Annotated in this window: 21 protein-coding genes; 6 read left to right on the top strand and 15 right to left on the bottom strand. The window is 36.4% G+C overall.

The window, feature by feature from the left end; translation table 11 throughout:
* Positions 1–14 precede the first annotated feature (14 nt).
* The 4 genes from QWY88_RS07270 to QWY88_RS07255 are packed head-to-tail and all read left to right on the top strand — an operon-like array spanning position 15 to position 4,227.
* A complete protein-coding gene (locus QWY88_RS07270; protein WP_304545616.1) occupies positions 15–1,235 on the top strand; it encodes an ABC transporter permease in 1,221 nt (406 codons plus the stop codon).
* Positions 1,228–2,439: an ABC transporter permease gene (locus QWY88_RS07265; RefSeq protein ID WP_304545614.1), complete on the top strand. Its 1,212-nt coding sequence runs from the start codon at positions 1,228–1,230 to the stop codon at positions 2,437–2,439. Before QWY88_RS07270 ends, QWY88_RS07265 begins: the two co-directional genes overlap by 8 nt.
* The gene (locus tag QWY88_RS07260; protein WP_304545612.1) at positions 2,436–3,107 is read left to right on the top strand and encodes an ABC transporter ATP-binding protein; all 672 of its coding nucleotides are present in this window, start codon (positions 2,436–2,438) and stop codon (positions 3,105–3,107) included. Before QWY88_RS07265 ends, QWY88_RS07260 begins: the two co-directional genes overlap by 4 nt.
* The gene (locus QWY88_RS07255; protein WP_304546020.1) at positions 3,100–4,227 is read left to right on the top strand and encodes a hypothetical protein; all 1,128 of its coding nucleotides are present in this window, start codon (positions 3,100–3,102) and stop codon (positions 4,225–4,227) included. Before QWY88_RS07260 ends, QWY88_RS07255 begins: the two co-directional genes overlap by 8 nt.
* 34 nt (positions 4,228–4,261) lie before the next feature.
* On the opposite strand, the gene leuA is transcribed toward QWY88_RS07255, so the two are convergent.
* The 14 genes from leuA to pstS all read right to left on the bottom strand — a co-directional run bounded on the left by leuA (position 4,262) and on the right by pstS (position 19,485).
* Positions 4,262–5,923: a 2-isopropylmalate synthase gene (leuA, locus tag QWY88_RS07250; RefSeq protein ID WP_304545610.1), complete on the bottom strand. Its 1,662-nt coding sequence runs from the start codon at positions 5,921–5,923 to the stop codon at positions 4,262–4,264.
* Positions 5,924–6,059: 136 nt separating this feature from the next.
* Positions 6,060–6,560 carry a J domain-containing protein gene (locus QWY88_RS07245; RefSeq protein ID WP_304545608.1) on the bottom strand — a complete coding sequence of 167 codons (501 nt, stop codon included), beginning with the start codon at positions 6,558–6,560 and terminating at the stop codon, positions 6,060–6,062.
* 5 nt (positions 6,561–6,565) lie between these two features.
* Entirely contained in the window at positions 6,566–7,159 is a 594-nt protein-coding gene (locus QWY88_RS07240; RefSeq protein ID WP_304545605.1) for a hypothetical protein, read from the bottom strand.
* Positions 7,160–7,394: 235 nt separating this feature from the next.
* Entirely contained in the window at positions 7,395–8,360 is a 966-nt protein-coding gene (locus tag QWY88_RS07235; protein WP_304545603.1) for a sensor histidine kinase, read from the bottom strand.
* Positions 8,361–8,455: 95 nt separating this feature from the next.
* Positions 8,456–9,886 carry a type I glutamate--ammonia ligase gene (gene glnA / locus QWY88_RS07230; protein WP_304545602.1) on the bottom strand — a complete coding sequence of 477 codons (1,431 nt, stop codon included), beginning with the start codon at positions 9,884–9,886 and terminating at the stop codon, positions 8,456–8,458.
* A gap of 106 nt (positions 9,887–9,992) precedes the next feature.
* Entirely contained in the window at positions 9,993–11,750 is a 1,758-nt protein-coding gene (locus tag QWY88_RS07225) for a GGDEF domain-containing protein (protein WP_304545600.1), read from the bottom strand.
* Positions 11,731–13,455, bottom strand: coding sequence for a bifunctional ornithine lipid synthase OlsF (gene olsF / locus QWY88_RS07220; protein ID WP_304545598.1), 1,725 nt, complete (start codon positions 13,453–13,455; stop codon positions 11,731–11,733). The genes QWY88_RS07225 and olsF overlap by 20 nt, the downstream gene beginning before the upstream one ends.
* A complete protein-coding gene (locus QWY88_RS07215) occupies positions 13,455–13,685 on the bottom strand; it encodes a hypothetical protein (RefSeq protein ID WP_304545596.1) in 231 nt (76 codons plus the stop codon). The genes olsF and QWY88_RS07215 overlap by 1 nt, the downstream gene beginning before the upstream one ends.
* Before the next feature lie 68 nt (positions 13,686–13,753).
* Positions 13,754–15,136, bottom strand: coding sequence for a sensor histidine kinase (locus tag QWY88_RS07210; protein ID WP_304545594.1), 1,383 nt, complete (start codon positions 15,134–15,136; stop codon positions 13,754–13,756).
* 14 nt (positions 15,137–15,150) lie between these two features.
* Positions 15,151–15,816, bottom strand: coding sequence for a phosphate signaling complex PhoU family protein (locus QWY88_RS07205; RefSeq protein WP_304545592.1), 666 nt, complete (start codon positions 15,814–15,816; stop codon positions 15,151–15,153).
* A gap of 12 nt (positions 15,817–15,828) precedes the next feature.
* Entirely contained in the window at positions 15,829–16,611 is a 783-nt protein-coding gene (gene pstB / locus QWY88_RS07200) for a phosphate ABC transporter ATP-binding protein PstB (RefSeq protein ID WP_304545590.1), read from the bottom strand.
* An 11-nt stretch (positions 16,612–16,622) separates the two neighbouring features.
* Positions 16,623–17,426 carry a phosphate ABC transporter permease PstA gene (gene pstA, locus QWY88_RS07195; protein ID WP_304545588.1) on the bottom strand — a complete coding sequence of 268 codons (804 nt, stop codon included), beginning with the start codon at positions 17,424–17,426 and terminating at the stop codon, positions 16,623–16,625.
* On the bottom strand, positions 17,426–18,376 hold the full coding sequence (gene pstC / locus QWY88_RS07190) for a phosphate ABC transporter permease subunit PstC (RefSeq protein ID WP_304545586.1): 951 nt from the start codon (positions 18,374–18,376) through the stop codon (positions 17,426–17,428). Before pstC ends, pstA begins: the two co-directional genes overlap by 1 nt.
* A gap of 104 nt (positions 18,377–18,480) precedes the next feature.
* Positions 18,481–19,485 carry a phosphate ABC transporter substrate-binding protein PstS gene (pstS, locus tag QWY88_RS07185; protein ID WP_304545584.1) on the bottom strand — a complete coding sequence of 335 codons (1,005 nt, stop codon included), beginning with the start codon at positions 19,483–19,485 and terminating at the stop codon, positions 18,481–18,483.
* A gap of 188 nt (positions 19,486–19,673) precedes the next feature.
* Here pstS and QWY88_RS07180 point away from each other — a divergent pair, with 188 nt between their 5' ends.
* Positions 19,674–20,882, top strand: a complete 1,209-nt coding sequence (locus tag QWY88_RS07180; RefSeq protein ID WP_304545579.1) for a putative porin — start codon at positions 19,674–19,676, stop codon at positions 20,880–20,882.
* Positions 20,883–20,969: 87 nt separating this feature from the next.
* Here the strand turns inward: QWY88_RS07180 and QWY88_RS07175 are convergent, their stop codons facing one another.
* Complete coding sequence (locus QWY88_RS07175; protein WP_304545576.1) at positions 20,970–21,650, bottom strand: response regulator transcription factor; 681 nt, start codon at positions 21,648–21,650, stop codon at positions 20,970–20,972.
* Between the two features lie 161 nt (positions 21,651–21,811).
* On the opposite strand from QWY88_RS07175, the gene QWY88_RS07170 reads away from it, so the two are divergent.
* Positions 21,812–24,235, top strand: coding sequence for a hypothetical protein (locus tag QWY88_RS07170; protein ID WP_304545575.1), 2,424 nt, complete (start codon positions 21,812–21,814; stop codon positions 24,233–24,235).
* Positions 24,236–24,383 lie beyond the last annotated feature (148 nt).

Here is a 24,383-nt window from a genome sequence, read left to right as displayed (position 1 = left end):
AGTACAATAGCTTTATGTTCACTTTAGCACTCAAAAATATCTTTTATTATAAAGCACGCTCAATCACCACATTTATACTTACCTTTATCTCTACACTTCTTTTTATCGTCTATGTCTCTATGATGGACGGTTCACACAACTCTATGCTTGAAAACTCACTCAAAATCTATACCTCGGCTATAGAGATCTATAAAAAAGGGTATCGTGACGAGGGTGGCTATGAGTATTATCTTGAAAATGTTGACGCGTATAAAAACAAGATAAAAACAATAAACGGGATCAAAAATATTGCCGCAAGATATGAGACGTACGGTCTGCTTTCCTATAAAGACAATTCCAGTGCCTCTTTGGTTGTGGGGATAGAACCCGAGGCTGAAGCAGATATATCTACACTTAAAGAGGCTTTGCTCAAAGGAAGTTATCTAGAAGAAAATAGCGGAAAATGTGTCTATATGGGTGTCGATCTTGTGAAAAAGCTCTCTCTTGGTCTTGGAGATGAGTTTTCGTTTATAGGTGGTGCGAGTGACGGCTCTTTTGCCGCAGATATCTTTGAGTTGTGCGGTGTGTTTAAAACAGGGATGACTGAGTTTGATGCAGGAGCATCGTTTATCTCGAAAAAATATCTCGATGATTTGATGTATTCGAAAGACAAGGCCTCATATATTGTAGTAAGCGTAAAAGATTTAGAGCAGGTTGATGTTATAAATCAAGAGATTACTACACGCCTAAACAATGGGAACTTAGAATCACTTACATGGAAAACATTGATGGATACGATGGTCGAGGCTATGGAGGTTGACTCAATCTTTGGATATATCTCTTTGGCACTTTTTATGGTGGTTATCTTCTTTGTAATTATGATCTACGGTTTTATCAATGTGAGTGCTAGAATAAAAGAGATAGGTGTTCTACGTTCAATAGGAGTCTCAAAAAAAGCGCTTTTTAAACTGCTAAGTTATGAGATAGTCATTCTTACTCTTGCGGCACTTGTTTTTGCCATACCCATTGCAACATATATCACCTACTACTATTCACTCCATCCGATTGTAATCGATGGGATTGCGGAGATGTATAAAGATTATGGGGTAGTATCGGATGAGATCCCTTTTAACTTTGATCTATTTACTGTTGCCTGGAATAGTGCGGTTATTTTTCTTTTAAACTATATCAGTATCTTTTACCCGTATATCTATGTAAATCTTTTTACTCCGCTTGAAGCGAGCCGTCATGTATAAACTGCTTGCAAAACTTGCCTGGAAAAACTCTTTTTTACGACTTTCTCGTACATTCTTACTTATTATGATGATATCTGTGAGTATGAGTATGATGCTCTCGATCCAAGCCTTGTATGACGGGATGGCAGAGAATATGCTTGATAAAAACAGACGTTCATACAGCGGGGATGTGAGTATCTTTGCTAAAGGGTATCTGATCGACAAAGAGATCAAAGATATCATTAGTGATGCAGATATGATGACAAAGAATTTAAAAGAGAATCCCGGCGTTACTTCCGTGATAGGAAGGGTAAATGTTCAAGGGTTGTTATCTACTGCAAGAAAGTCCTCATTTATCACCTTGGTAGGGTTTGATTTAGAGGATGAAAAACAGTTTGGTCAGTTTGATCAGTTTTTAAAAAGTGGGGAGCTGAGTGTTGAGAAAAACTCTGCGATTATCGGTTTGGAGTTAGCTAAAAAACTGAAAGTGAAAATCGGCTCAAAAGTTGTTTTCTCCGCGCAGGATGTCCACGGTGAAATTATCTCAGTTGCTTACAAGATCAAAGCGATTGTACAAACTACAAATATAGCCCTTGATGCAAAAGGGATGTTTGTAGATAAAACAAGGCTGCAAAAACTGCTAGGACTCCAAAGCAATCAGGTCTCTCAAATATCTGTAATGCTCTCCGATGAAAAAGTAACAAAGGAGATTCAAAACAGATACAGAGAGTATGATGTAAAAAGTTTTATGGAACTCCAGCCGATGATGCAACAGATGCAAGATATAATGTATATCTTTAACTCGATCACTTTTATGATTGTCATGAGTGTTGTTTTTGTAGGAATCTTCGGGGTAATGTATGTCTCTATACTCGATCGTATACGTGAGTTTGGGATTATGATGAGTGTTGGGTATCATTATAAATATGTACGTTTACAGGTTATTCTTGAAGCTGTGATAGTTGGATTTTTAGGTTATGTTGTCGGTGCGGTTTTAGGGTACGGGATGCTTCTGTATCTACAATACTACGGGCTTGATTTTACCTCTTTTTCAGACGCTTTGGAGATGTGGGGATATGAGTCTGTGATATACGGAACAATCAAGGGGAGCTACTTTACAACTACCTTTGTCGCTATTGTCCTGGCCTCGTTATTGAGTGTAGTGATACCGCTAAGAAAATTGAAAAAGCTGAGTCTTGTAGATATCATAAAGGTTGAAAAATGATCAAAATTACAAATCTTCATAAATATTTTTACAAAGGTGAGCCGAGAGAGGTACATGCCTTAAACGATGTTGACCTTGTAATTGAAGATGGAGAGTTTACCCTTTTAAACGGCCCTTCCGGATGCGGGAAGTCAACCTTGCTCAATCTGATAGGTGCCCTTGATGATCTAAGCGAAGGTGAGATCTATTTTGATGATGATGAGGTAAGCTCACTGGGCGAAGAAGACAAAACTACTCTAAGGTTAGAGCAAATCGGTTTTGTTTTTCAGGCGTATAATCTTATCCCGGTTCTCAGTGTGAAAGAAAACATAGCTTTTATAATGCGTTTGCGAGGTTTTGAAGAGAGTATTATAGAGAAGCGTGTTACAGAGCTAGCAAAACTTTTAGATATCACAGACAAGCTTGAATATCTTCCAAATAATTTAAGCGGCGGGGAGCAGCAACGTGTAGCCGTTGCCCGTGCCGTGGCTACGAAGCCGAAAATAATTTTAGCGGATGAACCTACGGCAAATCTCGATTCTATAAACTCGAAAATTTTGATTGATATGATGAAAGAGTTAAATGAAAAAGAGGGGGTCACGATCATCTTTGCCTCACACGACGAGATGGTAAAAGAGAATGTACGAAGAGTGATCAATATGTATGACGGAGAGATAGTTGATGGTTAAGGTTTTAGCTTTTGTTATCTTGCTTATACCCTATACACTTTTTGCAGAGCTTGAGCTCAAAACGCAAAACACAAATATCACCCTGCTGCAAAACAATAATGACAAAAATCAAACAAAAGAGTATCTCTATAACTACGACAGATTGCGTTTTACTTTGGACTGGAAAGACAACGGCTATTTCTCTACCGTAATCGCAGACGGGATCAACTATTACGGGAACAAGTATGTAGAATCTGAACTCTTTGAGTATCAAAAAACCCTTAGAAGCGATACCCCCTTTAAAACACAAACCTCTTTTATGAACTACAGTAGCGGAAGTGCCTATGCCAAAGTTTACAGAGCTTACGGCGGATATGAAGACGAGGTAAACAGAGTTGTAGTGGGATTGCAGAGTATCACTATGGGGGTAGGTCGCATCTGGAATCCTACCAATTTGTACAACCCTAAAAATATCTATGCACTTGAGAGTGATGAAACTTACGGTGTAGTAGGCGTATTATATACAAGGTATCTTGATGATACATCACATCTAAGCGCTATTGTTTCTCAAAATGAAGCGGATAAGTTTCGCTATGCTATGCGCTATCAGGGGTTTTTAGAAGTAGCTGATTTTGCACTTGATGCAATCTACAGTGATGAGACCAAAATGATAGGGTATGAGGTTGACGGAAGTTTAGAGAGTTCAGGGGTAGGGGTACGCAGTGAGGGCGCTTACATTGAGAGTAACAATACAAAATTTTTTCAAGGTCTTGTTGGAGCTGATTACGGTTTTGAAGAGGGGCTTACTTTGGTTGTAGAAGCACTCTACAGCTCTAAAACGTTTACGGCTAAGGAGATATCTGAAAATTTAGATTCGGAGATATTGCCTAACTTGGTTTCATCCCCTTTATATGTAGCACTCTCACTCTCTTCCCCTCTAACTATCTATCTCGATGCATCTTTTATCTATATTGAGAGTTTTGGTGGTGAACAAAGTCGTTTTCTTTCACCGCAGCTTACCTATACGCTCAATGACTATAATAGTTTTACCTTAGGAGTTATGGTCAATGATGTTGAAAATAAGAAAAAGTATAACGGAGATTCGAGTACACTCTATTTTCGTTGGGATTTAGCGTTTTAAAAAAGAGATGCCTAAGAGGATGACCTCTTAGGACTTAGTTTGAGTAAGTTCTATTTAGTGCACAGAAAAGTGCTTTAACTGTAGCGATTGTGATATCGTTATCTCTTCCAACTCCAAAACAAGAGAATTTTTCTGCTGTTTTGAGCTCTATATACGCTACAGCTTTTGCAGAGCTTTTATCTCCGCAAGAGTGCTCAGAGTAAGATTTTATACTAAACTCATTTTTGTACTCTTTCATCAGTGCATCTTTACAAGCATCGATCGGACCGTTGCCAGTACCTTCAGATGTGATCTCTTTGCCGTTGTACTCATATGTTAAAGTGCATGTTGCAACTTTATTTTTTGTAGTTGAGCTAAAATCGATAAACTTGATATGTTGATCAAGTTCAAAATACTCAGCTTTAAATACACCGTAGATCTCTTCGCTAGTAAGCTCACGCCCCTCTACATCACTAAGCATTTGTACAGCACGTCCGATCTCAGGATGCATCGATTTTGGCAATTGGTAACCGTAGTTTTGCTCTAAAATGTATGCAACACCACCTTTACCCGATTGTGAGTTGATACGGATGATCGACTCATACGTACGACCTACATCGGCAGGATCGATTGGTAAGTACGGAACTTCCCAGAAAGGCTGCTCTTTTGCTTGCTGATATGCAAGACCTTTGTTAATCGCATCTTGGTGTGAACCAGAGAATGCAGTATATACAAGATCACCTACATACGGATGTCTTGGGTGTGTCGGTAACTCTGTTACACGCTCAACTACCTCTACAACTTCATTTACGTCTGAGAAGTCAAGACCGCTGTCAACACCTTGCGTTGTCATATTAAGAGCAAGTGTGATGATATCAACATTACCCGTACGCTCACCGTTGCTTAACAACGTTCCCTCAACTCTGTCAGCTCCCGCTAAAAGTGCAAGCTCTGTTGCCGCGATAGATGTCCCTCTATCGTTATGAGTATGCGTAGAGATAAGGATATGCTCACGATTATCTAAATGTCTGCTCATCCATTCGATCTGATCTGCATAGATATTTGGTGTAGCCATCTCAACCGTTGCCGGCAAGTTGATGATTACAGGACGCTCTGCACTTATTCCCCAACGAGCAGTTACTGCATTTGAGATTTTTGCCGCGAACTCTAACTCAGTTCCAGTGAAACTCTCCGGTGAATACTCTAAAAAGATTTTCCCGTCGTGCTGTGCTTCATATTTTTTTACAAGATCAACACCCTCTAACGCAAGTTCGATGATCTCCTCTTGAGATTTGCCAAATACGATCTTTCTTTGTGCAATTGAAGTTGAGTTGTAAAGATGCACAGTTGCTTTTTTTACACCTTGTAATGCTTCAAAAGTTTTGGCAATAAGATGTTCTCTTGCTTGAACAAGAACTTGTACCGTTACATCATCAGGTATTAATTTGTCATCAACCAACTTTCTTAAGAAGTCAAATTCAACCTTTGATGCAGATGGGAATCCCACCTCGATCTCTTTGAATCCAAGTTTGAGTAAGAGTGTAAAAAGTTCAAGTTTTTTCTCCATGTTCATCGGGTTAATAAGTGCTTGATTACCGTCACGTAAATCTACACTACACCAGATTGGAGCTTTTGTAATAGTATTGTCAGGCCATTGTCTGTTTGGCAAGTCTATTTTTGGATATGGCTGATATTTGCCACTTGGAATATGTTTCATAACAAACCCTTTTAACTTGAAATTTTTAATAAGACACTCTTACACACCTTATTAATTTTGGAATTATAGCAAAACTAAGGTTAGAAAACTTTTTGTTAAAGTAAAATGGGTAGTTTTGATAAGCTTAGTGTAAAAATTAGAATGTTGATATTTCAAGTAAGGTATCACGTGCAATTGTAATTTGAATAAATTTTTCATGATCTCCACCTAGATCGGGATGTACTTTCTTACTTATACGTCTGTATGCAGCTTTAATTTGGGCTGTTTCTAGTACACCTTCCAAAGGCAAACACAACAGTTCTCTAAACTCTTTTTCTTTGTGCTGTTTACTCTTTGCTTGAACTTGCTTTTGTTTATTAAAACGATCAATATCCTCTTGTTGTTTTCGTTGTTTATCCAAGGCTTCTTGACGTAAGAGCAGTCCATCTTCTATCCATTTTTCTTTAGAGATAACAATACAAGCGGCAAAACAGATTTTTCCATCTGTTTTTAGTTCATTTAAATCAAATGGCCCTACCATCTCATACGGCTCTTCCAGCCAAGCATATGTTTTGTCATCTCTGATTTTAATCTCACCGATTGTTACAAAATCACGAACACCTAAGTTGCCATTCCATATAATAAACTCCTCTTCCATCTTATTTACACTCGATCTAAAGAAAAAAGCTGCAGGGTATTTTTAGTTGCTTCTAAAGTTATGCTTTGCTCTGAACGGAACATTGCATTAGATATTTTTTCAACACAGGTGTATACTTCATCAAAATCATGTTCTGGATAGTTACTTTGTAGAACAATTTTTTTCATGGAAAGTTTGTTAAGCTCATCTTTGTCAAATGAATCTATACTGCTTGGACTAATGCCTAAGAAAAAATTTTCTAAGTCATTATGCTCTTTTGTAGCATTGAAGATGATACCTTTATGTTTATCTAACGCTTTATAGAGCGCCTTATCCAAGTTACTCTCTTCGATCATAATTACACGATCTTCTATACTCTCAAGCTCTTCAACGGTAGATATTTTTACACCTACACATTTTGCATCTGCTTTGTCTATAAGCTCTGTTGGCAGGGCATAAAAAATATTGTTATGTTCCTTGGATAACTTTTGTATCTCTTCGAGTGCTTTGGAATTTTTTGGATGAAGAACAAACATTTGTATACCTGTTTCTTCAATAATCTCTTCGATATCATCTATAAAAGTATCGTCGTAGTCACTTACATAAACATCAACAGTCATTTTCTTTCCTTAGGTTTCTAGATCGTTTAATACGACCCAAATTTTTGAAAAAGCAACCCTCTTTATATTCTTTAAAATCAAAGTTATCATAATGCTTTTTTATCAATATTAAATCTTCTTGACGTACATTGTACTTTTTGTTACAACGGTGGCAATATAGGGGTTGTATGCTCATGAAGTTTATATATGCAAGTTTTGTTCGTGTTAGTAGAGTAAAAAGAGTTAGTTAGATAGTTTAATGATTTATATTTGGAATTCTCAGTTGAAATACGGCACCGGCTGCGTTGTTTTTTACATTGAGCTCACCGCCGAGTTTTTGTGCTATCTGCATACTCATATAGAGACCGACTCCAGTCCCTTTTCCTTCCGGTTTTGTTGTTACTTCGGGCTTAAAGATATCACCGATTATATGGGCTGGAATTCCCCCTGCATTGTCTGCAATCTCTAAGTAGGTACAACCGTTGTCCTTCATAAAGTCTATAACAATTTCTCGGTTTTGTATAGCTCTTTCATTGAAAGCATCTTTGGCGTTGTTAATGATGTTGAGCACCAGGTGTTTAAACTCATTTTCATTACCGAAAATCAGTGTTTCATGCTCAGGTACTATTTTGATGTTAATGTTATTTTTCAAAAACTCGTCTTTGACTAAAAGTGCTACGCTTTGGGTTGAGCGTTTGAGCCCGAAAGTTTCATTTTTCTCTTTTGGTCTGAAAAAGTTTCTAAACTCTGAGAGGGTAGTGACCATATGATCGATCTGTACCTGCATATCTTCACGCATCTCTTTAAGTGAAGCAAGGTTTAAATCTCCCGATTCATAATCACTTACAAGTAGATCCCCCATCATTGAAAGAGCATTAAGAGGTTGTTTCCATTGATGGGCTACTGCATCCATCATCTCACCCATTGCAGCCATTTTTGCTTGCTGTTCAAATCTTTTTTGATTGAGTTTGCTTTTTTGTACTTCAGCGTTAATGCGCTGTTCGAGATCTTTGTTGAGTTTATCGAGTTCATCTTGACGTGCATTGTAGCGTTCTAAAAAAATTTCCAATAGAATGTCGAGATCGGCACGATGAGTAGAGTGTGCACTTTTTTTGACGGCGTCTAAAAGTTCTGTAGTATTTAAATGGGCGTATTCACCTTTAGGATTTTTGCGTCGTTTTATAACAATATCATTTTCTTGATTAAATGGATTGTTTTTCATGCTAAAGATTATAACCAAATTTTATTTGAAATTAAAAGAAAAAGAAAAAATTGAAAGGGGTAAATTTACACCTTTAAGGTGTAAATTTAGAAGAACTAGCACTGGTAAGTTGTTTTAAACTCGTATGCAGTTGGACGACCTTCATCAGGCCATACTTGACGCTCGAATTGGTAGTGTTGGTAAGCATCAATAAATTCTTGAGTAAATACAGGTTTTAGGAAATCGTTATCAGCGATTAAACCTTCAATTGCTTCACGTAAAGTGTGTGGCATTTGAACGATACCTTTTTCACGAATTTCATCTAATGAAAGTTCGAATAAATCGATATCCATTGGACCAGTTGGGATAGTTTTGTTTGCGATACCGTCAAGACCAGCCATCATCATAGCAGCGAATGCTAAGTATGGACATGCACTTGAATCCGGGAATCTCATCTCGATACGAGTAGCTTTTTCACCTGCACCGTAAGGGATACGACAAGCAGCTGAACGGTTTTGAGAAGAGTAAGTTAAAATACTTGGTGCTTCGAAACCTGGTAAAAGTCTTTTGTATGAGTTTGTTGATGGGTTTGTTAATGCAGCAACAGCTTTAGCATGTTTAAAGATACCGCCAGCATAGTGTAAAGCCATTTCAGAAAGGTTACCGTACTCACCCTCTTTGTAGAATAAGTTTTTACCGTCTTTCCATAGAGATTGGTGAACGTGCATACCGTTACCGTTGTCACCGAATAATGGTTTTGGCATGAAAGTAGCAGTTTTACCGTTAAGGTGTGCGATCATTTTAACAACGTATTTATATTTTTGAACGTTGTCAGCTGCACCGATAATGTCAGAGAAAACAACACCGATTTCACCTTGACCTTGAGCAACTTCGTGGTGACCAAGAACAACTTCTAAACCAACTTGCTCTAAAACTTGCATCATCTCAGCACGAAGATCTACCATTGAGTCTGTTGGAGCTACTGGGAAGTAACCACCTTTAGTTCCTGGGCGGTGACCAGTGTTGTACATATCTTCATAAGCAGTACCTGAGTTCCATTCACCCTCTTCAGTGTCGATTTTGTAACCAGCTTCATTGATGTTGTCAACAAATTTTACATCATCAAAAATGAAGAATTCATTTTCTGGTCCGAAGTAAGCAGCATCAGCAATACCTAACTCATCTGCGTGAGCAAGTGCTTTTTTAGCAATTGAACGTGGACATTTTTCGTATAGTTCACCTTTGTAAATATCAAAAACATCACAAAATACAACTATTGTAGGATCAGCAGTAAACGGATCTAAGAAAGCAGTAGGTACATCTACTTTAAGAAGCATATCCGACTTGTTAATTGGCTGCCATGCATCGATTGATGAACCGTCAAACGGTAAACCATTTGTTAAAAGTTCAGCTGATACAGCACTCATTCTGTATGAAATATGGTGCCATGCACCTTTAAGGTCTGTAAATCTAAAGTCTACAAACTGAACATCATTTTCTTCACAAAAAGTGAAAAATTCTTCTACACTGTTAACGAATTTTCCCATAAATTCTCTCCTAAATTTTTCTACTGTTAGTATATCCAAATTTTTTTTTGAGCACTACTTTTTATTGCTTAAAATTTAATCAATAAGGGATAAAACGCTTATTTTTCTAGAGTAAAGAGCTTGCAACGATTTTTGTTTTATCACTTTTTGCCAATTTTTTTTGCTTTGATAAGATGTGATTAATGTGATTTGAAAACTGAGATGTGTCTACATTATTTACATATAAAACTGATGCACTAACCGTTAACAATTCAAATTTTTTTTGCTCTCCGTCTCTATCTGAAGCAATTATGTAACCTCTCTCTCGATCCTCTTGCGAGTAAAACGTTTTTGCTTGATTTTCAAACTCTTTTATAACATTTTGTATCTGTTGATACCCCTGTGTCTGATCTTGGGATGAGACAAAAAAATCATCCCCTCCGATGTGGCCTTTGAAATACTCCTGAGGGAGATGTTTATGTAAAATATCTGCGAAAAGTTGGATGATACGATCGCCGTTTCTAAAGCCGTATTTGTCATTATACGCTTTAAAATTATCCAGATCAAAGTAACATAAAAGGTGTTTTTCATCGCATGAGATTGTAGAAATTGTTTTTTCAACAACTCTGTTCCCGGGCATTTTTGTCAATGGATTTTGATCACGTGCAGTTACGAGATTTTCTTCATGCATAAGTTTAATAATGTCACCTGCTGAAAGAAAACCTAAATAGTTTGCGTTTTGAGTTATGATAATCCCTTGGGAATCTCCGTTTTTGGAGTAGAGCTCAATGATTGTCGAGATGTCGCTTCTGACATCTGTTGAGGGACATTTTGCAATGAAGTTTTTAAGTTTTGAGGTCTCTTTATTTTCATTTAGTAAAAGTGACATCCCATAAGGCGAGTAGAGGTAGTCTTTTATTTGAGATTCGTAAAATACACCTACAGGTTCGTTGTTGTTATTGACAACAGGGACTATAGGAGTGTTGTTGTTCTCTTTAAAGTAGTCAACAACTTTTTGCATAGAAGATTTTGATTTTAAAGGTTCGATCTTATTAAGATATTTTAAAAGATTATTCCCTTTACGTTTGCGTTTATCCTCTTTAATCACATCAATAACATGGTAATATTTTTTCTCTATTTCATCAACGTTTACAGTCGGTTTTTGGACAAAATAACCTTGTACGAAATTACACCCTATCTCTTTACAGGTGAGGTATTCCTCTTTTGTTTCAACACCTTCTGCGATCACTTTAATACCGAGCTCAATGGCAAGATGGGTAATACTTTTGACCATCTGTTTCTTTTTGGTGTCTTTATCGATATTTTGGAGAAAATATCTGTCTATTTTTATAATATCGGGAGTAGAGTCAAAGAGAAGTTTATATCCAGCATAGCCAACACCGAAGTCATCTATGGCTATACAGAAGTTTGCATTTTTATAGTGTTGCAGCGTTCTTTCCATTCCGAATTTGTCAGATATTTCATGTCTTTCAGAGATCTCAAAACAGATAGTTTCTTGTTTAATGTTGAGCTCTTTTAAGATCTGGCTTGTGTTACCGGGTGCAAAATTATGCATCTCAAAGAGTCTGTTGTCAAGATTGTAAAAGAGTTTCAGGTTCTCAAAGTTTTTGATTTTTGTAAACTTTTTAAGTGCTTTTCTTCTGAGAGCCAGGTCAAAACAATAAAGAAGATTCTCTTTATATACCATGTCAAAAACTTCAAAAATAGATTTGCATCCAATATCTCTAAAGTTTCTAAGAAGTGCTTCAACCGCGTATATCTTACCCGTATGGATATTGACAATAGGTTGAAAAGCTATATCTAATAATTCAATTTTTTTCTTTAAATCATCAGCTAAATTACACTCAGGATTCTTGTGTTCCAAAATATCGTTCCTTTTGTTTTTTCTTTATTTTATCTATCGATACAACGATAAAACTATCGATACAGTCTGAAAAATCCGGATCGATATTGTAAGCACAAAATTTTATTCCACCCTCTTCACATAATTCACTATATTGTTTATAGAGTGTAGGTACGCTTGAACCTATACTGCTTAGTGACTGTTTTAAGGCTTTGAAGTTTTCCTTATACTCGCCGGAAGAGAATTCTGCTTTTATTTTTTTAGTAAGATCCTTATCGCTTTGAAAATTGTAAGGAATTTTCGATGTTACTAAATGCTCTTGGTCCGGAAAGTTTTTATCGTAAAAATAGAGGATCATATCTTTTGCGATCTTCGGTAAAGAAGCACTCAGAGTGACTGGACCATACATATAACGAATCTGCGGATTGTTTTTAAGATATGCTCCGATTCCATACCAAAGATAGTCTAATGCACGACTTCCCCAATATTTTGGCTGTACAAAACTTCTCCCTAACTCTATTGCATCGTTAAGGTAAGGATAAAAACTATCGTTGTAATTAAAAAGTGTAGAAGTATACAATGCATCTGATCCTAGTGTTTGTATAATATTTGAGCACTCTGCAATTCTATAGGCACCTACAATTTCGAGATCTTCATCATCCCATAAGATGATATGTTTGTAGTATCTATCGTATTTATCGATGTCTCTTTTCTTATTGATCCCTTCACCCACTTTTCTAAATGAGATCTCACGCAGGCGGCCGATTTCATTGATTACAATTGAGTTTTTATCTTCACTAGCATAGAGGTAGATAAACTTGCCGTCTTTCGTTTTTCCTAACAGCTGAGAGTTTTTTAACTCTTTTTTTATCGCTTTTGTATCTTCCGGATGGGCTATCGCTTTTTGTGTTTCAAAGTAGTTTTTTTTAGACTTTAACCCGTAGAGATGTTTTTTATAAAGATCGACAAGTTGAGATTGTTCGATCCCTTTTGGCATTATATTTTCAGCGGGAATCAACTCCCCTACAACCATCTCTATAGTATTGTTTTTTTGTTTAAACATCTCGTTTGGCAGCAGGGCAGTCGAGAGTTTTTTGTTGATTGTTGAAACAGAGTAAAAAGTTTTTGAGTTTTTTCCGCCGATATAGATAGGTAAAATAGGGGAATGTGTCCTGTGGGCAAATTTTAAAAAACCTTTTTTCCATTTTTTATCTTTGATCCCTGTAGGTGTTGCACGACTTACTTCTCCTGAGGGAAAGATTATGATCACACCCTCATTATCGAGTGTTTCATACACTTTTTCAATAGAGGCTTTTTTCTGTTTTGCCGTAAATACATCGATGTTTATAAGGATAGGTTTGATGTTTTCAAAAATCTCCAGAAAATCATTTGCAATCACTTTAATATCTTTTCTCACCTTAGATACGAGTTTAATGAGAGAGAGGGCATCTAGTGCACCTAAAGGGTGATTTGCAATGATCACAACTCTTCCGCTTGAAGGAATGTTTTCTATCTCGTTGTCATTTACAAAGAAGTTAAAGTTAAAGTACTCTAATACTTCATCTATAAACTCGTAACTTCCAAGGTGAGTGTTTTTTTTCATAAACTTGTTGATCTCGTCTTGATGAACAATAGAGTCTGCAAATTTTGTGACAGCTGATTTTAGTAGTTTTGAATTTTTTAGTTTAGGATATTTCTTGAGAATAGTTTGTTCTACGTTTAACATTAGGCGATCCTCTGAATAGATACATACCAGTCTTCGTTAAAGTATCTTACTTTATCGATAAGTTTGATGTATATTTTGTCATCTGTAAGCTCTAAGTTTTTTATATATTCTTCGGGGACATCAAGTTCTTCAAAAAGATGCTCTTCAATAACACCGAGGCTAAGTTCCTCTTGTGTGTATCCTAAGTATTCGAGTTTGTCTGTTTTGATGCTAAACTCACGCATTTTCATTTTATTTCCTATAAATAAAGTATAGGAGAATAATAAACTAGCTAGATTACACGGGGATTACAAGAGAATTACGAGAAGTAGATACTAAAAGTGGAACCTTCGTTCTCTACGCTCGAAATTGAGAGTTTAAAGTTATGGAGTTTAATAATCGTATCTACTAAAAACAGACCCAGTCCCAAAGAGTTGTTCCAAGTGTTTTTATGTACACGATAAAACTTGTCGGTAATGTTTTGAAGATCGTTTTCATTGATACCGATTCCTGTATCGATAATATCGATGTGTTCTTTGTCAAAATTGATAATCACTTCATCTTCTGAGTATTTGATACCGTTTTCTATTAGGTTGGAGAAGACAATACTCAGCATTGTTTTATCTGCTGTTATTTCAATATCGTGAGCACCGTTAATAAGTACTTCACGCCCTGAATAGTTGATCTTGATATTCTCGGCACAATCTTCAATCAACTCGTAAAGATTGAAAGTACTTAATTTTAATGACTGTTGTTTTGAATCAAGTTTTAACGATAGACGCAGAGTATCGATAAGCTCACTTAATTTTGTTCCATTGTTATGGATTTTGCTTAGGAACTTTTGTCTGATATTTGGATTGATATCTTCATCTTCGAGCAATGTTTGCGAGTAACCGTTGACAATAGCGATCGGGTTTTTAAACTCGTGTGATATTGCTGAGATGATGTCATCTTTTTGTTTGTTTAGCTCTTTGAGTTTATTTGTATATTTTGACTTTTTCTTCTCTTGTTTTACAATGATCTGAGAGACTTTTGTTAAGAGGTTTGTGATGAGTGCAAACTCTTGAGAATACTCAGATTTGATAAATGTAGATTTTTGTTTCTTTGTCAAAGACTTTAAAAAAGAGATGATGTTGGCAACCTCTTTTTCAACTTGGGAATTGAGTTTATACGTAAGATAAAAAATCGCGATAAAAAAGAGTGTCAGTACCGAAAAGATTTTAACTCCGAGTTGGAACATCTTCTCTTTGATCCCCTCAAGCTCAAGTGCCAGACGTATGTATAGGATTTCTCCCTTAATAGTGTACTTCTTTACTACATAGATCAGATCAAGTTTTAGCGTCTCGGAATGTCTTTTTTTGTAACCGTACTCTTTTGTATCGGCTTGGAGTACTTCATCACGGTATCGATGGTTTTCCATTTTTGTTTTATCTTTGTGAGATTCTGCAATAACGAGACCGTCGCCGTTTATGATCGTAGTACGGATATGAAGTTGTTTTTTTATATTTTGTACAAGTTTATCAAGGTCTGTACCGTTGTCGATCTGTAATGCTATAAGTTCTATATCTTGCAGAAGTGATTTTTTAGAACTGTCTAGATAGAAGTCGTACTCCCAAAAGTATACAATTGTACCAACGAACACGAAGAGTGTAAAAAAAAGTGCTAAAAACTTTCGAAGTACTATTTGATGAAATTTTAGCACTCTTACCCCTTAACTTATGAAGCTTGTAATTCGCCGCCAAGATTTACGTATAGTAATAAGCTCGCCATACTTATAGCACGTCCGGCAACTTTTTCACTTTTACGTAAAGCTCTTAGCATTCTATGATATTTTTCAAATTCACCGTTTCTTGTTTCAGCTTGTTTGATCAGATTTTTCTCGATCATAGAGTAAAGATCATCAGTTTTGTTCTCCTCTATAAGAACCTCTTCATATCTCTCTCTAAGTTCATCCGAATCAACACAGTTGATCATACTTACAGCAATTTTTACCGCTCTGATCGTAGAGTGCTGCATAGGAACAGCATACTCTTGAATAGTATCTTCTTCAAGATCTTTACATACATCTGTAAAACCTCTTATGAAACTTCTCGTATTTGCACATGCCCGAGCAAGTTCGTTAGTGATTTTAAAGTATGCTACGATCTGTCTTAGATCTCTTGCCTCAGGCGTATAAAGAGCTAAAATCTTGATGATTGAATTATCAATATCATTTGTTTTTGAAGATATGTTTTTAATGTAAGTTCTTGCTTCATTAAATTTATCCACATCGCATGTAATTATAGCATCAACTATCACTTCATTTGCTTTAAGCAGATCGTTTCCGATATTTGTAATTTTCTCTTGAACTTCATTTACGCTTGTTTTAAAAGTTTGTAGCATTTTTTCTCCTTCTTATCCAAAACGACCAGTAATATAGTCTTCAGTTTGTTTCTCTGCAGGGTTTAAGAATATTGTTTCTGTTTTGTCATATTCTACTAAATCACCAAGATACATAAACGCTGTATAGTCACTAATACGACTTGCTTGTTGCATGTTGTGCGTAACGATAGCGATACTTACTTCATTTTTCAACTCTACGATCAGCTCTTCAATCGCACCTGTTGAGATAGGGTCAAGTGCCGATGTCGGTTCATCAAAAAGTAAAACTTCCGGTTTTACCGCAACCGCACGTGCTATACAAAGACGTTGCTGCTGACCGCCTGAAAGACCCATCGCAGATTTATCAAGTCTGTCACTTACCTCTTTCCAAAGTGCTGAACCTTTAAGAGCTACTTCTACTCTATCTTGGAGTTCTGTCTTGTTTTTGATACCTGCAATTTTAAGTCCATACGCAACATTGTCAAAGATACTCATAGGAAACGGTGTCGGTTTTTGAAAAATCATCCCTACTTGTTGGCGCAGTTTGATAAATTCATTCTCTTTTTTAATATCTAGGATATTGTTATATTGTCCCGTTTCAAGATCAAGAAGTTCAATCTTCCCGTCATATTTATTACCAGGGTAAAGATCGTGAATTCTGTTCATTGAACGAAGAAGCGTAGACTTTCCACAACCACTCGGTCCGATAAGTGCAGTAATCTTGTTTTTTTCAATCGGTAGATTGATGTTTTTCAATGACGGATGATCAACTCCCGCATAAGTAAAAGAGAATTTTTTAATTTTCATAATTGACATAGAAGGTATCCTTATTTTTTGTTTCTTGTGATATATCTACCACTTAAATTGATGATCAGAACTAAAACCGTAAGTATAAACGATGCTGCCCAAGCTAAATCACGGCTTGATTCTTCAGGCTCATTTGCAAGGTCGTAGATACTTACCGTTAGAGACGGGAAACTTTCACTTAAATTTAGAGTGAAATAGTTTGAAGTCTCAGAAGTAAACAGTAAAGGTGCAGTCTCACCGATGATACGTGCAAATGCAAGTAGTATACCTGTCATAATACCCACTTTTGCCGCTTTTATTACGATGTCGATAATAACTTTGTATTTACTAGCACCCAGTGCAATACCCGCTTCACGAAGTTCACGAGGAACAAGAGAAAGCATAGAGTCTGTCGTGTTGATAACAACCGGAATCATCATAATAGCAAGTGCAATTGCTCCTGCATAACCGCTTGTTCCACCCGTTGGTACAACAACAACCGCATACACGAAAGCACCGATTACGATTGAAGGTGCCGACATCATGATGTCACTGAGATCGCGGATAAAAGAAGCGTACTTCCCTCGTCCGTATTCCTGGATGTAGATTCCCGCCGTCATACCGATAGGGATACCGATGAGTGACGCAAGACCTGCTAAGATCAGCTGCCCTACGATCAAGTTACGCAGACCACCCTCAACCAAGTCGTTTAAAAAGAGGCTGAAGTGAAATGAACTAAGCCCTTTTAAAAACAGCGTCGTTAAGATCCATGCCAAAAATGCAAGACCAATCAGTGCAGAGAGGATAGAGAGTGCTAAAAAGATTTTATTTAGAACAAGTCTCATTATTTAGCCTTTTTCAAAAAGTAAAATTTAGCAAGTGAAATTACACCGAAACTTATCACAAACAGGATAAGTGCTAAGTAAAATAATGCACTCTCACCTAAACCGCTTGCTTCACCAAAGTTGTTTGCCATTGCAACAGGAATCGAGATTGTCGGATCGTTGATAGCATCAGGGAGGCTAAAGATTGAACCGATAAGAAATGCTACAGCCATAGTCTCACCAAGTGCACGACCGAGTGCTAAGATGATAGAGCCGATTATACCAACTTTAGAGTATGGAAAAATAATATCTTTAATCACTTCAAATTTCGTAGCCCCAAGTGCGTAAGCCGATTCTTTTAAAACATTCGGAGTTGTGTTCATACTATCACGTGTAATTGCTGCCATAAACGGTAAAACCATTACACCAAGAACAAGACCTGCCGTGAGCAGTGAAACTTGGTAACCACCTACTAGATCGGCTACGATCGGAGCAAAATAGTAAAGTCCCCACATACCGAAAATAATAGACGGAATAGCAGCTAAAAGCTCAATTGCAATCCCCACGATATGGGAGATGTTTTTTGGTGCTATTTCAGATAAAAACACTGCAATCCCCATCGCAATCGGTAAGGCAAAAGCAAGTGCTATCAGAGTAGATAAAAGTGTCCCCACGATTGGGATGAGTCCACCGTAGATAGTTTTTGTATCTACATCATCTTCATCCAAAAGATCATCTTCATCTGCAAGCATCATATCGTCTTCATCAACAATTGTATTTGAAACGCTCTTAGACGCAGGTGCTTGTTCTAAAACTACCTCTTTATTCCAATCAGGATTAACAATGAAGCCTAAACCAAATTCATCGATAGCAGGTTTTGCAGCATTAAATAAAGTGATAAATATCCCAAGCAGGATTATAAGAACTAAAGAAGCACTACTTAATGAGAGCTTTTGAAAGATTTTTTCCATTAATTAAACCCTAGAATAAAAATTGGTCGAATTATATTGAAGGAATATTACAAGATGGTTACAATTGTTTAAAAAGAGGGAAAAAGGGGAGGGGAGAAAAGGTATTATTTAATACCTTTTTCTGCCCAGTATGTATTGATTTTATTTGTTAAGCTCTCTGGTAATGGAACGAAACCAAGACTCTTAGCAATCTCTTGACCGTTTTTGTATGACCAGTTGTAAAATGCTGTAACTTTTTTATTCATTTCCGGCTTTTCAGCAGGAACTAAAATAAACGTAGCCGCTACCATAGGGTATGAATCAGCTCCGGCAGGGTCAGCGATAACTGCATAGAAATCTTTTGCAGGATTTAAATCAGCTTTTGCAGCTGCAGCTTGGAAATATTTTAATTCCGGTTTGATGTAGTTACCAGCTTTGTTTTCTACAGTTGCCATTGCAATACCGTTGTTTTTAGCATCTGCATAGTCAATGTAACCTACAGAGAACGGAGTTTGTTTTAAAAGTGCAGCTACACCAGAGTTTGTTTTACCACCGATATGTTGCTCACCAGGCCAGTTAAGTGACTTTTTAGCACCAAATTCACCTCTCCACTCTGCAGAGATTTTTGAAAGGTAGTATGTAAAGTTATACGTAGTACCACTACCGTCTGCACGGTGTACGAAAGTTAATTTTTTATGAGGTAATTTAACACCTTTGTTTACAGATGCGATAACTTGATCATCCCAGTAAGCAACTTTACCGCTAGCGATAGCAACGATAGCATTACGGCTTAATTGAATGTTTTTTACACCTGGAACGTTGTAACCCATTGTGATTGCACCAACAACACCCGGGAATTGGTAAAGACCACTTTTCTTTAACGCTTTTGGAGAAAGAGGTTTATCTGTTCCTGCAAAATCAACTGCACGTGACTCAGCATCTTTGATCCCTTTAGATGAACCTTTTTTGATGTAGTCAACTTTAACACCAGTATCTTTATTGTAAGCTTTTAACCATTTTTGGTATACACTGTATGGGAAAGAAGCACCACTACCTTTAATAATGTCGTTAGCACTTAAAGAACCTGCTAGAAGCGTTGTTGCAAGAGCAATTTTAGCTATTTTAGTCATTTTGAATAACCTTTTTTAATTTGTTAAGATGCAGAAGTATAAAACAGTTAGGTTACAGAAGTATTACAAAAAATTTGATAGGGTTTAGAAGTATATATATAATATAAATGTATGTTTCTTTTTTGTAATCATTTTGTAATAAAGGTGTAATAAACTTCCATCAACAATTTAAAAAAGGAAGAAAACAAATGAAAAAAGTTGTTTTATCAAGCTTAGCTATTTTAGCAATAGGTTCAGTTGCTGCAAATGCAACTCCAAATCCAGAACTTGTATCAAAAAGTGTTTCTGAGGCTACAGGGATTGAACATGATATTCTTGAAAGAGTTCATTTCAAAGGTGACTTAAGATTAAGATATGAAAGTAAAGAAACTTACTATAACGATGGAACTGAAAGTTTAAAATATCTTAATAGATATAGAATTAGATTAATATCAGCTGTCGATTTAACTGAAAAACTGACATTTGAAGCTGGTATGAGAAGTGGATATGCAAATCCAACTTCAGGTAACCAAACATTTGAAACTAATAAAGCTTTAAGTGATTACATGTGGCAATCATTAAGATTTAATATCTTGGATGTAACATACAAAGATGGTGATCATACGGCAAAAATTGGAAGACACCCATATATGATCTACAGACCTATTAAGTCACAGCTTATCTGGGATAATGATCTCTCTTTTAACGGTGTAAGTTATAACTACGAAAATGATGCTCGTATCGTTAACGTAGGTGCTAACCAACCAACGTTTGCTGAAAGAGTGAACGCAAGAGATAACGTGAATCTATTTTTTGCACAATATGTAGAGAAAATGAAAGTAAACGATAATACTAAATTAAATTTAGGTGCAGGTCTTTACTATTACGACGGTTTAAAAGGGAATACAGCTATGTATTATCCTGAATATACAAAACATAGCCCATTAGGTGGAAAACAAATGGGTAATACATTTGTAACAGACGCATCGGGAGCTGATGTATATGAAAATGATTTCCATATTGCAGAAGCATTTGGAGAGTTACAGTTTAAAGATGTACTTGGTAAACCACTAGCTCTTGCTGCTGGAGTAGCATACAATGCTGCAGCGAGCAACAATAACTTTGGATATGATTTAGCTTTTCAAGTAGGTAAAGCAAAAGAAGTTCATGATTGGCAAGTAAAGTACTCTTATACTTACATTCAGGCAGATGCAGTACTAGGTGATCATAGTGACTCTGATAACTTTGGTGGTGGTTCTGCTGCTAAAGGGCATGCAATTAGAGCAAAATATAAATTTGGTAAAAATACATACCTTGCTGGAACATTCTTTTACAACTACCTTTTTTCAGGGAAAATTCCTGGCGAAGTAGGTGCAGATTATGAACGTGTACAGTTAGACGCTATCATCAAGTTCTAATAAACAAATTTCAAATTTCATTTCTCCTTTTTACAAGAAGCAAAGTTGAAAGACTTTGCTTTATTGTAAATCAAAAAAAATCAACTCTTAATTTATCATATATCCAATACCGCGGATAGTTTTTATGTAGTTTTTTTCTCCAAGAGGATCAATCTTTTCTTTTAATCTTTTGATCGCAACATTGACAGTCTTTTTATTTGTTGACTCTGATTCGTTCCAGATGTTTTTAAGTAAGAACTCTCTATCTAACACTTTCCCTTTATTGAGAATCATAAGTTTTAAAAGTGCTGTTTCAAGTTTTGTAAGACTAATCTCTACACCTGCTATTAAAGCTTTTTGAATATTGAGATCAAGTTGTATATCTTTATACTCTATATTTTCAATATTCTCCTTCGTTTGTGAATTTTGACGTTTGAGTACGGCATTGATGCGAAGCTTTAACTCTTCAATATCAAAAGGTTTTACTACATAGTCATCTGCACCTTTAATGAAACCCTCTTTGATCTCCTCTTGAGAGTTTTTTGCACTTAAAAAGATTACAGGTGTATTGATATTTTTGCTTCTGAGCATCTCTATATAGAAACTGCCTTCAATATCAGGCAAACCTCTATCCATTATTATTAAGTCGATCTGTTCTTCACTTAAAATATCACGGACATGTTTTGTATTTAACATCCCTATAACATCATAACCGTCATTTAAAAGATTGTACTCTAGTAACTCAAGTATATCTTGGTCGTCATCAACAAGTAATATCTGTTTTTTCATATAGATAATCCAATACTATTTTTAGGAGATTTTAAAATAGGTTTATTTCATTAGGATTACAAAGCAGTGAAATATTGTAATCGTTTTGTCGCTGTTTGGTTACGTCTATGAAATATTAGCATCTTACAATTGCAGCAAATCATTTTTACGGAGATTCTGATATGAACAAGTTAAAATCAACAACACTTAGTTTTGCTGCAATAGCTGCAATCGCTCTTACTGGCTGTGGTGGCGGAGGCGGTGGAGCAACAACTCCTGCTGCACCTGTAGCATCTTGTGATGCTAACTATATAGATGAAGTGTTATCATCTGATATTAATTCAAGTATTACTTTAGATGCTACTAAAGTATATGGTATGGATGGAAAAGTTAAAGTAACAAACGGTGCTACATTAACAATTCCTGCAGGTACAAAAATTGCCGGATGTACTGCAAGTTCATTTATGGTAATCACTCCGGGTGCACAAATTAATGCACAAGGTACACAAGCTGCTCCAATCGTGTTTACTTCACAAAAAGATATTAAAGGTTTATCAAGCGCGAATGCTGCTGGTGAATGGGGTGGTTTAGTATTAGCTGGTAATGCATATACACACAGTGGTGTAGTTGGTTACGAAGCTGATGAAACTGTACAGTTCGGTAACACTGATCATACTCACGATTTAGAGTCTTCTGGAACATTAAGCTATGTTGTTGTGAAACACACTGGTTACGAAGTTGAAAAAGATAAAGAGCTTAACGGTCTTTCTTTAGCTGGTGTAGGTTCTGGTACAACTGTTTCTAATGTAGCAATTATCGGTGGTCTTGATGACGGTTTAGAGATCTGGGGTGGTACTGTAAACATCGACGGTCTTTATGTTTACAATGCACAAGATGATTCAGTTGATACTGACTTAGGTTACCGTGGAACTATTAAAAACGTTTTAGTTCAACAAGTAAACGTTGACAGTACTAATGATCACGATTCAGCTGGTATGGAATTCGGTAACGATAACGATACTATTACAACTGACGATACTAATGCAACACAACCAAACATCATTAACTATACTGCTTATGTAAAAGGTGGTGGTTTCTATAATAAATACGATGCAGGTTTCAGATGGAACAATGTTAAATTTGTAAGTGAAAAAACTACAGATACTGCTCAAGTTTCATTCAGGGGTGCAGATTCATACTCAACTGGTGCTAAAAACATTGATGGAGACGTATGTTTCAAAGATACTGCTGTAACACTTACTGCTACAGAAGCGTACTCTAATACAAATACAAAAGATACAAGTCTTGATACTGCATACAAATATTTCACAACAAATGCATTTACATCAAATACAGGTGCAATTCACCTGGATGATTCTGTTACATGTGCAGGTGCAACAGAAGTAAATATCTGGAAAGGTAAAGCTGGTTCAAACAACGCGCTTGAAACACCATCTGATGCATTACCGTCTGAAATTACTACAAACATGACATTAACTTCTGACAAAGTTTGGTTAATTAACGGAAAAGTAAATGTTAAATCTGGTGCAGTTCTTACAATTGAGCCGGGAACAACTTTAGCTGGTGCTACTGCTAGTTCTTACCTTGTAGTTGAGCCGGGTGCACAAATTGATGCTAACGGTACTCAAGCAGCTCCAATCGTATTTACATCGAAAAAAGATGTTGACGGATATTCTCAAGACAATGCTGCTGGTGAATGGGGTGGTTTAGTATTAGCTGGTAATGCATATACACACTACTCAAACAACAAGTATGAAGCTGATGAGACAGTATCTTTCGGTAGTACAGATCATACTCACGATTTAGATTCTTCAGGTGTTTTAAACTATGTAGTAATTAAACACACTGGTTACGAAGTTGAAAAAGATAAAGAGCTTAATGGTCTTTCTTTAGCAGGTGTTGGTTCAGGTACAACTATTACAAACGTAGCAATTATCGGTGGTCTTGATGATGGTTTAGAGATTTGGGGTGGTACTGTAAACATCGACGGTCTTTATGTTTACAATGCACAAGATGACTCAGTTGATACAGACCTTGGTTACCGTGGTAACATCTCTAACGTTCTTGTAAAACAAGTAAATGTTGACAGTGTAAACAACCACGATTCTGCAAGTATGGAATTTGGTAACGATAACAACACTATCACAACTGATGATACGAATGCAACTCAACCAAACATCACTAACTTTACAGCATATGTAAAAGGTGCAGGTTTCTATAACAAATACGATGCAGGTTTCAGATGGAACAATGTTAAATTTGTAAGTGCTAAAACACTAGATACTGAACTTATCACATTCAGAGGTGAGGATTCTTACTTAACTGGTGCAAAACATGTTGACGGAAATGTAAGTTTCTATGATTCAGCTCTTACATTAACTGACAGCTCTACTTATGCAAACCTAAATGCAAAAGATGCTGTAGGTACTGCTTATGAGTACTTTGTAACAAATGTTGGTACAACTGGTTTAGCAGCAGCTGATGCAGCTCGTCTTTATGTAGATGATAACACATCTGCAACAGGTGTAATTGAAGCAAACGTATGGAAAGGTACAGCTGGTTCTAACGATCCTTTAGAGAACTAAGAAAAGCTTTATCCCCCTTCATGACTAAGAGTCCTTTTCTCTTAGTCATCCCTCCTATTTTTCCCCTTTAAATAACATTGTCACCAACTTGTAACCCTTGAGTAATCATAAGGTAATTTAGTTTTTTTATCATTGCACCATCTTAAAA

It is taken from the genome of Sulfurimonas sp. hsl 1-7 (assembly GCF_030577135.1).
Taxonomy (GTDB): Bacteria; Campylobacterota; Campylobacteria; order Campylobacterales; family Sulfurimonadaceae; genus Sulfurimonas; species Sulfurimonas microaerophilus.
This window is presented reverse-complemented; position numbering and strand designations above follow the sequence as displayed.